Origin of the sequence: Bradyrhizobium arachidis (assembly GCF_024758505.1) — a bacterium.
GTDB classification, from domain to species: domain Bacteria; phylum Pseudomonadota; class Alphaproteobacteria; order Rhizobiales; family Xanthobacteraceae; genus Bradyrhizobium; species Bradyrhizobium manausense_C.
In genome coordinates, this window is record NZ_CP077970.1 from 1,561,198 (window position 1) to 1,574,206 (window position 13,009).

At 58.2% G+C, this 13,009-nt stretch carries 7 protein-coding genes, 6 pseudogenes and 1 riboswitch; of the genes and pseudogenes, 10 read left to right on the top strand and 3 right to left on the bottom strand.

Going from position 1 to position 13,009, the window contains the following annotated elements:
- From KUF59_RS07030 to KUF59_RS07040, 3 genes are read left to right on the top strand one after another with little or no spacing between them, the layout of a single operon-like run.
- Nucleotides 1–1,437 carry an aldehyde dehydrogenase family protein gene (locus KUF59_RS07030; RefSeq protein ID WP_258769001.1) on the top strand — a complete coding sequence of 479 codons (1,437 nt, stop codon included), beginning with the start codon at nucleotides 1–3 and terminating at the stop codon, nucleotides 1,435–1,437.
- Nucleotides 1,438–1,497: 60 nt separating this feature from the next.
- Complete coding sequence (locus tag KUF59_RS07035; protein ID WP_258769004.1) at nucleotides 1,498–2,766, top strand: methylaspartate ammonia-lyase; 1,269 nt, start codon at nucleotides 1,498–1,500, stop codon at nucleotides 2,764–2,766.
- Nucleotides 2,763–3,893: a CaiB/BaiF CoA transferase family protein gene (locus tag KUF59_RS07040; RefSeq protein WP_258769006.1), complete on the top strand. Its 1,131-nt coding sequence runs from the start codon at nucleotides 2,763–2,765 to the stop codon at nucleotides 3,891–3,893. Before KUF59_RS07035 ends, KUF59_RS07040 begins: the two co-directional genes overlap by 4 nt.
- 994 nt (nucleotides 3,894–4,887) lie before the next feature.
- Here KUF59_RS07040 and KUF59_RS07045 read toward each other — a convergent pair.
- Together KUF59_RS07045 and metX are read right to left on the bottom strand one after the other, a co-directional pair.
- Nucleotides 4,888–5,273: pseudogene (locus KUF59_RS07045) on the bottom strand (transposase); the annotation flags it as partial.
- A 71-nt stretch (nucleotides 5,274–5,344) separates the two neighbouring features.
- Complete coding sequence (gene metX / locus KUF59_RS07050; protein ID WP_258769010.1) at nucleotides 5,345–6,586, bottom strand: homoserine O-acetyltransferase MetX; 1,242 nt, start codon at nucleotides 6,584–6,586, stop codon at nucleotides 5,345–5,347.
- A 90-nt stretch (nucleotides 6,587–6,676) separates the two neighbouring features.
- Nucleotides 6,677–6,756, bottom strand: a riboswitch (SAM riboswitch).
- Between the two features lie 212 nt (nucleotides 6,757–6,968).
- Between metX and KUF59_RS07055 the strand changes: the two are divergent.
- The 6 genes and pseudogenes from KUF59_RS07055 to KUF59_RS07075 form a co-directional block, all read left to right on the top strand.
- Nucleotides 6,969–7,210 (top strand): annotated as a pseudogene (locus tag KUF59_RS07055) (chorismate mutase); the annotation flags it as partial.
- 4 nt (nucleotides 7,211–7,214) lie between these two features.
- A pseudogene (locus tag KUF59_RS44280) lies at nucleotides 7,215–7,338 on the top strand (histidinol-phosphate transaminase); the annotation flags it as partial.
- A 4-nt stretch (nucleotides 7,339–7,342) separates the two neighbouring features.
- Nucleotides 7,343–7,655 (top strand): annotated as a pseudogene (locus KUF59_RS07060) (aminotransferase class I/II-fold pyridoxal phosphate-dependent enzyme); the annotation flags it as partial.
- A 16-nt stretch (nucleotides 7,656–7,671) separates the two neighbouring features.
- Nucleotides 7,672–7,929 (top strand): annotated as a pseudogene (locus KUF59_RS07065) (prephenate dehydrogenase dimerization domain-containing protein); the annotation flags it as partial.
- A 426-nt stretch (nucleotides 7,930–8,355) separates the two neighbouring features.
- Complete coding sequence (locus KUF59_RS07070; RefSeq protein ID WP_258769011.1) at nucleotides 8,356–9,531, top strand: M20 aminoacylase family protein; 1,176 nt, start codon at nucleotides 8,356–8,358, stop codon at nucleotides 9,529–9,531.
- A gap of 27 nt (nucleotides 9,532–9,558) precedes the next feature.
- Nucleotides 9,559–9,873, top strand: a pseudogene (locus KUF59_RS07075) (integrase core domain-containing protein); the annotation flags it as partial.
- A gap of 247 nt (nucleotides 9,874–10,120) precedes the next feature.
- On the opposite strand, the gene KUF59_RS07080 reads toward KUF59_RS07075, so the two are convergent.
- Nucleotides 10,121–11,455 carry an IS5 family transposase gene (locus KUF59_RS07080; RefSeq protein WP_258769971.1) on the bottom strand — a complete coding sequence of 445 codons (1,335 nt, stop codon included), beginning with the start codon at nucleotides 11,453–11,455 and terminating at the stop codon, nucleotides 10,121–10,123.
- 466 nt (nucleotides 11,456–11,921) lie between these two features.
- Between KUF59_RS07080 and KUF59_RS07085 the strand changes: the two genes are divergently transcribed.
- A complete protein-coding gene (locus KUF59_RS07085; RefSeq protein ID WP_258769012.1) occupies nucleotides 11,922–12,944 on the top strand; it encodes an NAD(P)-dependent oxidoreductase in 1,023 nt (340 codons plus the stop codon).
- The last annotated feature ends 65 nt before the right edge of the window (nucleotides 12,945–13,009 follow it).

The following is a 13,009-nucleotide window of genomic DNA, read 5'->3' on the forward strand; positions in this document are numbered from 1 at the left end:
ATGTCCAGTGTGAATTACAAGTTGTTTATCAATGGCGCGTGGCGCTCGGGCCATAAGGGCTCCGATTTGGCGCTCATCAATCCCGCCACTACAGAGGAATTCGGTCGTGTCGCCGCCGCTTCTGCCTCTGATCTCGAAGACGCTTTGAAATCTGCAGACGACAGTCTGCTGCGCTGGTCCAATACACCGGCCCATGAGCGGGGGGCGCTTCTCGTTCGCGCAGCGCAAATACTGAAGGCGAAAATCGAACCTGCCGCATCGGCCCTTTCCAGAGAGCAAGGGAAAACCGTGGCAGAAGCGAAAGGGGAATACGCCCGAGCGGTTGAGACCCTGGAGTGGAACGGTCTTCGAGCGGAGCAATTGTCAGCTTCATTTCCGGTCGATCAGAAGCGGATGATCGTACCGGAAGCAATTGGTGTTGTTGCTGCATTTACACCGTGGAACTACCCGGCTGTGCTCAACGCCCGGAAACTTGCCGCTCCCATCGCCGCCGGTTGCCCCGTAATCCTGAAAGCGGCAGAAGAGACTCCAAGCGCCGGCGTATTTTTAATAGAAGCCTTGGTGGAGGCAGGGATCCCTGCCGGCGTAGTGAGCTTGCTTTTCGGTGATCCGCCGATGATCTCCGAACACTTGCTCGGTTCACCTGCTGTTCGAGTTCTGTCCTTCACCGGCTCAACGCCTGTTGGCAAGCAGCTGGCGAAGATTGCAGCCACCAATCTGCAGCGATGTGTTCTAGAGCTCGGCGGCCACTCCCCTGTGGTGGTCTTTGAGGATACAGATGCTTCGAAGGCCGTTTCCGCAATAGCTGAATACAAGTTTGAATGCGCGGGTCAGAGCTGCAACGCGCCAAGCCGGATTCTGGTCGCGCGATCGATCTATAGGGAGTTCTTGGGACGACTTGTTCAGGCGGCAGAGCGCATCCGGGTGGGTCTTCCCGAAGACCTAGGCACGGATATGGGGCCCATGGCGAACGCGAGACGAATCGAAGCGATGGAACGCCTGACGAAGGATGCCCTCAGTCGCGGAGCACAACTTGAAACAGGTGGAAAACGCATCGACCGACCGGGATTTTATTGGGCGCCCACTATTTTAAGCAATGTTCATCCGGACTCACAGGTGCTTCGCGAAGAACCCTTCGGGCCTATCCTCACCGTCGCGCCCTTTGATACGATTGAAGAAGCAATCAGGGAAGCCAATGCGTCGGAATTTGGATTGGCTTCCTATGTCTTCAGCGACTCCGCAGATATCCAGCAAAGAATGATTCGGAGCCTTTTGGCAGGAACTGTCAGTGTGAACTATCTAAAGGGTGTGTCCGCGGACGCCCCGCTTGGTGGTATCAAGCAGAGTGGATATGGCTACGAAGGCGGCGTGGAGGGACTAAGGATCTTCCAAAACTTAAAGCTCGTCAATTTCGCCAATGCTTCGGCCATCGGCTAGGCCGATGCACAGCGTGGATCGCGACAAACTGAGATTGAGTGCACAATGAGAAACTCTGGGATGATAAAAGATGTAATCCTGGCTCCTGGGAATGGCAGTTTCTTCTACGACGATCAAGCAGCGATACGCGCCGGCCAGGCTCAGGACGGTTTCCTCTATGTGGGCACCCCACTGACTGCCGGATTCACGAGTATCCGTATGCCGGCGCATTCGCTCAGCATTGGTCTTGTGTTGTCGGACAATATGGTCGTCTGGGGCGACATGATGAGCGTGCAGTACTCGGGCGCAGGCGGCCGCGATCCCGTGTTTCAGGTTGAGGTAATCGAAGCCCTTACTAGATTTATCGTCATGCCGCGCCTTCTCGTCGCTGACGCATCCAATTTCCTCAATGCTTCTAGAGATGTCCTCGCCTACCATGAGAATAGGCGCCTACCCTTGGCAATCGAATATGGCGTGAGCCAAGCGTTGCTTCGTGCTGCTGCTCACTATGCCCGAACTACGCTCGCCGAGGTAATCTGCTCTGAATTTTCTCTGCCATTGCCGGAGCGGCCCATTCCAATCTATGCTCAAAGTGGCGATTCAAGAGAACTCAACGTCGACAAGATGATTCTCAAGTCGGTGGATATTCTTCCGCATGGACTGATCAACTCTCGCGAAAAGTTCGGGCCTTCGGGCGAGACGTTTCGAAAGTTCGTCAGGTGGGTCGCAAAGCGCACGAGAGAGATCGGCAAGCCTGGATATCATCCTGTCTTGCATTTCGACGTTTACGGTTGGATTGGTCTTGAGATCGGCATGCAAGCAGAAGAAATTGCCGATTTCATTGCGCGGCTTGCGGATGACGTCCCGGGTTATCGACTTCATATTGAATGCCCGGCGGACTTTGGATCGACTGAGATGCAGCTGGAGGAGTACGCCAAGATCGTGGCACTTCTTGACGCGCGTGGCACAGAAGCCCGAATTGTAGTCGACGAGCAATGCAATACACTGGAGGATATAGAACTTTTCGCCAAAGCAAGGGCGGCTCATCTGATCCAGATAAAAATGCCTGATGTTGGTTCAATCGCTGACAGTGCCAAGGCTGTATTAGTCTGCAAAGAAAATGGAGTCGGTGCCTATATTGGTGGAAGCTGCACTGAAACGGACTTGTCGGCAAGGGCTGCTGTTAACATTGCTGTAGCGACACAGGCCGACATGATACTCGCCAAGCCTGGAATGGGAGTCGATGAGGGCATTTCCATCGTCGGAAATGAGCAGAGCAGATTGCTAGCCACTCTTCGCTATCGACGAAACCGAGATTCCGGACGGAATGTTAAAGCCGTATCCGCATGAAAAACGCGCTTGAAGGTATTACGGTCGTTGCCGTGGAGCAGGCGGTGGCAGCGCCTTACGCATCCTCCCGGCTCGCGGACGCGGGGGCGCGCGTCATCAAGGTCGAACGTCCAGAGGGCGATTTCGCGCGGAATTACGACAACCTCGTCCAAGGTGAGAGCGCGTATTTCGTTTGGTTAAATCGCGGGAAAGAATCTATCTGCCTCGACCTGACGACTGAAGCGGACCGCACAGTGCTGGACGCGATGATCGCCAAGGCGGATGTATTCATTCAAAATCTAAGGCCGGGAGGTATGAGAAAGCTTGGTTTCGGTTCCGCGGATCTTCGCCAACGCTTTCCCCGTCTTATAACCTGTGACATTTCGGGGTTTGGCGATGGCGGTGCACTGTCGCATCTGAAAGCCTATGATCTGATCGTCCAAGCCGAGACCGGCCTTTGCGCCATCACCGGGACAGTGCATGGGCCGGCGCGGGTCGGGGTATCTGTGTGCGATATCTCGGCAGGCATGACGGCCCTCAACGCGATATTGCTGGCGCTGCTCCACCGTGCGCGCACCGGCCAGGGAACGAATATTCAAGTATCGCTTTTTGATGCCGTTGCGGATTGGATGAATGTTCCAATTCTTCAATTCGAGTATAGCGGTTACCACACCGTGCGAGCGGGTGTGAACCATCCATCATTGGCGCCATACGGAGCATATCGCTGCGCGGACGGCAACGACGTTATCTTCTCTGTTCAGAACGACCGCGAATGGGTCAATTTCTGCGCTAAGTTTCTCAAGCGGCCGGAACTCATCCGCGCTCCCGGCTTCGGCGATAACATGGAGCGCATTCGCAACCGGGCTAGATTAGATGAGATCGTCGCCACAAGCTTTGGGCAGATGTCGAGCACCGAAGCGATGAGGGAGCTGGAAGCTGCGGGACTGGCGTATGGACGACTCAACCAAATAGAAGACGTATCCCGGCATCCACACCTGCGACGGGTGCCGGTGTCTACGCCAGGCGGCAATATTGATGTGATCGCGCCGGCTGCGATTTTTGATCAAGAGGAGACCCCGGCGTTGCGATCAGTTCCCGCTCGAGGAGCCGATTCTGAGACGCTGCGGAAAGAATATGGGAATTTCTAGCGCTTTAAACCGCACTGACGCGGCGTATCGCGGTGAACTTAAATTGATGAGATCTGCATCGTGGGGGCGGTATCATCGGGCTGTCCATGACACTACTCCTATTAGGCCGCTAGCGCATTGTCGTGGCGGTCGTCGTCGCTAGCCTGCGGCGCGGATGGTCATGGGGTGGATGCCGAGATTACAATTTTCGAACGCTTCATCCTGGGACATCGCGAGCTGCATGAACTCTTGGCGGAGCGCGTTTGTACCAGGAGTTCGACGATAAATGCCATCGAGGAGGAGGTAGTTGCGGCGGATGCTTTATTGGCGCGGTGCTTGTTCTCGGTTCGGGCGCGCCAAACTAACAGGACATCTTGATCTTGATGTGCAAAAGCTCCGTGATCCTAACTTAACTGTCGATCAGGGCGGGTGGGTTCCATACAATCGCGTCCGACGACGCAGACCAATCCGACTTTGGCGTATTTTCAAGGCGGTGACCGAGAGAGTCGGCTCGCCATTCTCACTGATCAAGTAAGCGGCGGCCTGATCTAAGAAGTCCTCTGTGGGAACGTTCCTCCTAACTTTGTAGCTATCCGTTGAGTGGCCCCTTCTTACTCGCGATATCCAGGGCCGCTGACGCTTGCCCGTAGCTCGCCAACGGCACAAGCGCGCCTCACCAATTCGCCGTAAGCGGAGCCGACTCGACCTCGTTTCATTCAGGCGGCCGCGCGCCAGACGTCAGTGTCGGCACGCGTGATAAGAAGTTGGCGAGAACGGCCGGCATGCGGTTGGTGTGATCTTCGAGAACTGCCGCGCATTGGCCTCATAGGTCATGCGCGCCATCGGCGGCAAGCAAGGCGAGGGCGATGCTTGAGAGAGGAACATGCAGCTTGCCGCAGTAAGAGCCTGCGCGGCGCGACCTGCCTTGTGCGTCGATACGCCGATCGTACCGAGGGCAGGGGAGATTCCGAAGTTTACCAACCCTCGACGTCTAGAGTGTTTTCCAATCAGTTGTTCATAGCCTGCATTCGTTTTGGGTGAAGAGATCGATCGCATTCCGATAGCGCTCCAAAGGCCGTCGGCGGTGCGCGAGGCGACATTGCGCAGGAACGCCTTGAGTTTGGCGAAGGCGTTTTCGATGAGCTTAAGATCTGCACTGTAGGGCGGCGGGTAGAGCAGCGTTGCGCCCATCGTCTCGATTGCCTCGCGAACCTTCGCACCCTTATGGCTCAACAGGTTGTCCATGATGACGATATCCCTGGGTTTGAGTTCGGGCACCAGAACTTGAACAATATACGCTTGGAAAGCATCGCGGTTGATCGGGCCATCGAGAATTACAGGCGCCACTACGTTGGAGAGGCGCAAGCCTGCGGCGAAGGTGGTGGTCTTCCAGTGGCCGGGGATTGCGGCGAGCAGCCCCTCGCACTTCGGAGCGCGCTCCCCTGGGGCGCCATGTTGGTCGAAGCCTGGTCTCATAGATAGCGGTACGCGCTCCGGACGAGATCAGGCTGACCATCCAACCAATTCTGCCGCTGCGTCATGACATCCGGGCGCTGCGTCCCCTCGCGTCTGCGACAGGATGACGTAGGCGAAGGTATCATCGGGATAGTCGACGAGATCGTATGGACGTCCCCCCGCACGACCTCAAGCCCCTTGGCGACGCAGCGGTTGACGCCCCCCGCGCCGGCCCGACGCCGCGCCCATCGATGCCGCGGGTTTCCAGAAGCTGCAGCAGATCGCCGTCGGATGCCGGCGAACGCCTTGGCCCGTACGCCACCATGATCGCCGGCAATGTCAAAGTAGTCCATCGCGCGCGTCAGATAGAGATAGGAGTTGGCATCGAACCGTTCGACAAAGGACGAGCCCTGGTGGCGCAGATAGCTCTCGATCTGGAAGTCCGCGTCGAACGAAAACGTCGGCAGCTCGCGGTCCTGCATGCGCCGGCCGAACTTGCGATGCAGCGCGGCGTCCGAGAGATAGGTGATGTGCGCCGCCATCCGCGCCACCGCGAGGCCGCGATGAGGATGGATGCCGTGTTCAGCATAGCCGCCATTGTGCCAGTCGGGATCGGCCATCACGGCCTGGCGGCCGAGCTCGTGGAAGGCGATATTCTGGGCCGAGTGCCGTGTCGAGCAGGCGATTGCGAGCGCGGAGAACACGCGCTGCGGAAAGGCCACGGTCCATTGCAGCGCCTGCATGCCGCCCATGGAGCCGCCGACGACGGCAAACAGCGTCTCGATGCCGAGACGATCGAGCAGCATCGCCTGCGCGCGCACCATGTCGGGAATGGTGATGACCGGGAAATCGAGGCCCCACACCTTGCCCGTCGCGGGATTGATGGATGCGGGGCCGGTCGAGCCCATGCAGCCGCCGATCACGTTGGAGCAGATGATGAAATATTGGCTGGGATCGAGCGGACGGCCGGGGCCGACCAGCGTCTCGCACCAGCCGGGCTTGCCGGTGACGGGGTGGACGTTGGCGACATGCTGGTCGCCGGTCAGCGCATGGCAGACCAGAATGGCGTTCGAGCGCTCGGCATCCAGCTCGCCGTAGGTCTGATAGGCGATCTGGAACGGTGCGAGATCGACGCCGCAGTCGAGCGGCAGCGGCTGATCCGCACCGAAGCGCGCGATCTCTGAACTCGGATGATCCGCTTCATGCAACCGCTCATCGATGCTGATCGCAGGGCTCGGTATCGACGTGACGCCAACCATCTCTGACCACCGACCTCGTTTGCGAGCAGCCCTCGCCGCCGCCGAAATCAGGCCATAAAAAACCGACCTGAACAAAGGTTCGGCCGGGATCGGAATACGTCCCCGGCCTGTTTAGCGAGTTGTTTAACGTGGCTGCAAGCCGGCCGGCTCAAATGACCACGGGACAACCAAAGCTAGTGGCTTGAGCGGATTTCGTCAAGCTAAAGCCCTTCTCGAGCACCGGTTGACCAAGTGAAGCCCTGTGAAGGCAGACGACTTCGCTATTGTTTCTGTTTGCTTTTGGGCGCCTATCCTGCCTAATCAATGCCACTCGCCGGCCCGGCCGAACCGCCTTCAGCCCCTTACCCGCCACGACACATATGCCCCGCCCGCGCGGCCGTCGCTGCAGGAATTGCGCAACGAGATCGATGCGATCGACGAGCAGATCCATGGCCTTTCGGTACAGCGCGGCAACATCCGCGTTGAGCAGACACAGGAGCTGGGCTCCGCCTTCCGGCGGGTACGCGAGGCCGACATGATGCGGCGGCTGGTCGAGCGCCGTCGCGGCGTAATGCCGCTCGACACCGTCGAGAGCATCTGGCGCGTGATCATTTCACTTCGGCTTATGTGCAGCCGCCGTTCGCGGGGCGCATCGGCCCCCTCGCACACGTTACCAGTGCTCGACGCCGCCTATTCCGACTGCGTTTCTCGTGGCGACTATGAATGGGCATCGAGCTGGTCGCCACCACCGAGAACAGAGTGTAACGCACACCTTGCATCCGCAGTCCCTTCAACGCCTCGACGTTGACGATGTATGCCGCGGTCACCGCGATCGAGGACACCGCGCATTGGCAGATGTCGAAGCAGTTCACCGAGACTGGCGCAATTAGCTGACCGAGGAGATCGGCAAGCTCGGGCTGAAGGTGACGCCCGGCGTCGCCGATTTCGTGCTGATCCATTTCCCGACCGAGAAGGGCGACACCTCGATAGCGACGACGCCGTCCTGACCAAGCGCTAACTGGTGCTGTGCGCGCTGAAGAATTGCGGCTTCCCGCATGCGCTGCGCATGACCATCGGTACCAGGAGGTCTACCGACTCATCAACCCTGGTGCATCGTACCCGCCAGAAGGCGTGGACGCGGCTGCCGCCGAACGACTGCGTACGTTCTAGACCACGCTCGGCGCCAAGGGGCGAGGTCATGACGCGGATCACCATGATGTCGTGCTCGCGATCACCAGCCACCTGCCGCACCTGATCGCCACACCACCATCGGCACTTCCGACGAGCTGGCGCAAGTCACCGAGTCCGAAGTGATCAAGTTCTCCGCGGGCGGCTTCCGCGACTTCACGCAAACCCTTAAGTCCAGCGCGATGGAAGGGGCGTCAGATGAAATCCAGCGCGAAGTATATATTTTTGCCGGATTTCCGCACGTCGAGCAGGAACTCGATTTATTTCTGCTCGCCCGAGGAGCGACAATTGGCCTTAGCGTATCGTCATGGCATGGTCCAAAGGACAAGCCGAATAACCTGAAGCAGAAACCCGAATTTCGAGAATGTACTATAGTCCTGCGCGAATGGGCCGCATACTTCCTCTGACGATCCAATGCTGCGACTGGCGCTACAGCGCCTGTCTCGCTCGCTTCGAGGATGAGGACGGGGATGGGCTAGTTGCTGGGCATGGGCTAGTTGCTGGGCATGGGCTAGTTGCTGACAGGCAACCCAAGCCGACCTGAAAAAAACAACCGAGCGAAAAGTGCTCGATCAGTGAAGCCGTTAACATGGGGCGCGTATATGAAAAGCGTTGAAACTTTCCGGGGGCTGCACGCCGAGGCAACCGAGTGGCGCCGCTACCTGCATCAGCATCCCGAGCTCGATTACCGCTTGCACAACACCGCGAGGTTTGTGACCGAGAAGCTGGCCTCGTTTGGTATCAATCACATCGAGACAGGCATAGCGGAGACCGGTATTGTGGCCGTGATCCAGGGCGAGGGTGGCGAAGGCCCTACGATTGGGTTAAGGGCTGACATGGACGCTTTGCCAATTCTTGAAGCGTCGAATAAGCCTTGGTCGTCGACGGCGCCGGGCCAGATGCATGCATGCGGCCACGATGGTCACACGGCCATGTTGCTGGGCGCCGCCAAATATCTTGCGAGCACGCGCAAATTCAAAGGTTCTGTTGCTTTGATCTTTCAGCCTGCGGAGGAAGACGGTGGAGGCGACAGGCTGGGTGGCCAGAAGATGGTCGAAGCAGGAATCATGGACCGTTACGGCATCTCACGAGTTTTTGGCATGCATAACGCGCCGGGTATGGAGGTAGGCAAGTTCGGGATTTGCCATGGGCCGGTCATGGCTGCGCAGGACGATTTTGATATTGTCGTAAAGGGGCGGGGCGGCCATGCGGCGGCGCCGCATCGGACTATCGATCCGGTTGTCATCGCGGCGCAGATCATCATCGGCCTGCAAACCTTAGTCTCGCGCAGCACGGACCCGATCGATTCGCTCGTGATCTCCGTGACCAAGTTGAATGGCGCTCAGGCCAATAACATCATACCTGACCGCGTTGAGATGAGCGGCACCGTGAGGACGCTGGTGCCCAGCCTTCGCGATTTCGCCGAACGACAGATGCAAGCAACCGCGCAGGGCATTGCGAGGGCATTTGGCGCGGAAATCGAATTCAAGTACCAGCGGTACGTCCCCGTCACAGTTAACCATGCGGAGGAGACGAATCTGGCGACCAAGGCGGCACGCAACCTTGTCGGGCCTGACGCCGTGGACGACAAGCTAAGAGTGCGAATGGGCGCCGAGGATTTTGCCTACATGCTTGAGGCGCGGCCCGGCGCTTTCATTTTCGTTGGTAATGGGCCTACCACTGGGGTGCACCATCCGGCATACGACTTCAATGACGAAGCCATCCCCTACGGCATCGGGTATTGGGTGAATCTTGTCGAGACTGTACTGGCTGCCTGAATTTTCGAGGCGGCAAGATACGTCACGCATATATTCGATATGCGATGCCAGCAAAACGGGATCGAAGATCGACTGACCAAGATCAAGGATCCTTGGACCGATGGCTAGGTAGAGCGCATGAACCGCACGATCAAGGAAGCGACCGTCCAACGCTACCATTACCATCGACACGATCAGCTCGAAGCTCACCTCGCCGACTTCATCAACGCCTACAATTACGCTCGACGGCTGAAGACCCTGAAGGGCGTCACACCCTACGAATACATCTGCAAATGCTGGACTTCCCAGCCAGAAAGATTCAAACTCAACCCGCTCCAGCAAATGCCGGGACTAAACACCTAGCTGAACATCCGTTAGGTGCCCTCAAATGCCGAGCCGCCTACGATTCCGTTCTCGGCCTCAGCCGCCTCACCGCCTACTTTGCTGAGTTGGTCGACCAGACGTCGGTCCTGCGCATTCTCCACGCCCTTGCAGCTGTGCGCGGCTAGGTTAAGCTTACGGAACACGCGCAAGATCCGCTAGAAACCCACCTCACACTCGGGTTCGCCGCCTAAAGCGTCCGTCGTGAAGAACGCGGACGATCGCTGATTTAAGCGCTCTTTTGTGCCAGGACGGTTTGAGCCAACGCCCGGATGATGACGCGCAAAAGCTCTGCGATCCATCGCAGGAGCAGGCCGAAGTTGTAGCCGGCAGCGGCGAGGACGGCGTTGATGCGGTCGCCGAGGCGGCCCTTGAGATAGTTGCGATCCATGCGGTGCTCGGCCTTGACATGGCCGATGACGGGCTCGACAGCCGCGCGACGCTTCATCTCGCGCCGGATGGAAGCGGTGACGCGGCGAACCTGACCAGAGATCCAGACCCTGAACCGATGCGGGTGGTTGTGACCGCGATACCCTTTGTCGACGTGGATGCGGCGAGCCTCCACGCCGGTGAGCTTCTCCATGTCGGCGATCACGGGGCCAAGCGTGTGGCCGTCGAAGGGATTGCCGTGCAGGGCCGTGGTATGGAGCACGAACTGTCCGCCCTGCGGAGACGTTACGGGGGTGGCGATACTGACCTTGCAGCCGAACTCGTAAGGCGCGCGGGCTTTCCCCTTGCCGATGCACTCGACCTCCGGCGCATGTAATGCATAGACCTTGGGGCCGCGCTGATGCTGATCCTGGCTGCGCACCTGCTGCGCTAAACCGAGCAGCGGGCCGAAGCGAGCTTCCAGCACCGCATCGCCATCAATCTTGCGGCGAATGTCGCGGATGATCCGGCCAAGCCGTGTCCGTAGGAACTTGAGCTGGCGCCGGGCGCGTTTGAACTGGTGGGCGTGGGTATAGCGGCCGACCATGATGGCGGCGCGCTTGGCCAGGCGCAGATAGCTCTGGCGCAGCGGCACACGGTTGCGCTTGGCGAGCCCGACGAGCTTGATGATGGCCCGATGCATCAGCCGCGCGTCGGTCGGATGCGCAACGGCCTTGGGCTGGACCGTGGTATCGACCGCCACCCGCTCCAGGTCGTTTGGACCAATGGCGCCAGTCTTGTGCGCCACCGACAGACTTTCCTGGATCAGCGCGACGAGCTGCTCCTCGCCCAGCCGCTGGCGCCAACGCGTCATCGACGATCGATCGAACGGCAAACGGTGGCAGAAGCTCAACTCGCCACAGAAGTATTGGTAGTAGGGATTCTCGATCCAGCGGGCGCACAGCACCTCATCTGACAGATTGTGCGTGTGCTTCAGGATCAACAGGCCGGCGACAAGCCGCGTCGGCAGGCCAGGCTGCCCCGGACCGATCTGGCACACCGAACCAAAACGGTCATCCAGAAACTTCCAGTCGATCAGCGCCGCCAACTGCACCAGCGGGTGGCCCATGTCGATGATTTGATCAAGCGCCGGAAGCAACAGGTCCTTCTGGCGATCGTCCCGCGGTTTGCTCATCGCCGTTCCCAATGCCGATGACCCGCCGCAAGGGAATCACGAATCGCTCGAAAGCAAAATCCCAAAACGCAAGAAAGCGCGGCCCAACACCCAGCTTTCCTGCAAAATCGAATACTTTATCGAGACAACTTCTGTCTATCTCTCAGGCCGATCGGAATTCTTCACGGGCGACTAAAGCAATATTTCTTGCTCAGTCTCGACGCCCCGGATCATTGTCCGACATGCAAGAAGCGGTCGAGGAGAATATCACGCGAACGATGCTGCCGCGGGGACACTTTATAGTGGAACACAGGTTTCCCGCGAAGACACGACTCCTCTCGCAGGAATTCATTCTATTTGCGCCGTAACGCGCCGCAATAGTCACTCAACAACGCCTAGAGTGAAGCCAATGAGGGACGACTGAATCGGCTCACTCCTTTCAAAGCCTTCAGACACTTAGGAAACCTTGTTCGGGAGAAATGGCGCAATGAAGGTGCTCTGCCTGTGGTATGCGACAGAAGATGAGATCAATTACATCAAAGGGGCGCTGCCGCCGGGTACAGAGGTTGTAGCACCGCGCGGCGAGTATCTTTCCCGTTTTGATTGCGCCTATTCGGATGTAGAGCAGCTCGTGATCGATGCCGATGCGATCATCGCCTTGAGTGTTCCAGAAGGGGTGCTGGAAATTGCAGAAAAACTCAAGCTGTTTTGCTGGCTTCATTCCGGCGTGGACGACCTCCGGCAGATTGGTGCGATTTCGTTGTTCAAGCAGCGCGGCGTGAAGCTGGCTAATAATCGTGGCGCAAATGCCGTCGCGGTGGCGGAGCAGGCTATGATGTTCGTGCTGGCCCTTGCGAAAAAGACCTTGCTCAAGCATGAAGCAGCGCGCGAGCTCCACAAATTCTTTCCTTTATATGCAGATGAGTATCGATCAGCCATGCTGCACGGCCGCACGATCGGGGTGATCGGCGTTGGAAACATCGGCAGCCGCGTCGCAAAACACGCCAAGGGATTTGACATGCGCGTCCTTGGAGTACGCCGCGATAAAAGCAGGTCGGTGGAGTACGTAGACTCGATGCATGGCATGGACGAACTGCATTCGGTGCTTAGGAAATGTGACTACGTCGTTCTAGCTGCTCCTAATACACACGAGACCAACCAGGCCTTCGGCAAGGCTGAATTAGCAGCCATGAAGCCGTCTGCCTTTCTCGTGAACGTTTCGCGGGGGAATTTGATTCAAGAGAAGCCTCTCTATGAGGCCCTCACGACCGGTCGTCTACGAGGCTTCGCCGCAGATGTGTGGGGTCGTTATGAATATGGGAGAGCTTTCCCGATTGGCTATTCGCGTTTAGAAATCCAGAAGCTTCCGAATGTCATCGGCTCTTTCGACCAAGCTGCAAATGCCGATGACGTTCTGGAGCGATATATTGAGTGGGGCACACAGACCTTGGTGGAGTTCGCCAGCGGAAGGCCCCTCACGCGCGAAGTTAATCTGGATCTTGGGTACTAGGTCGAACATCAAGACCACCAATCGACTGCTGGGGAGCCGCATGCGCTCGTTGCATGGAAACAACG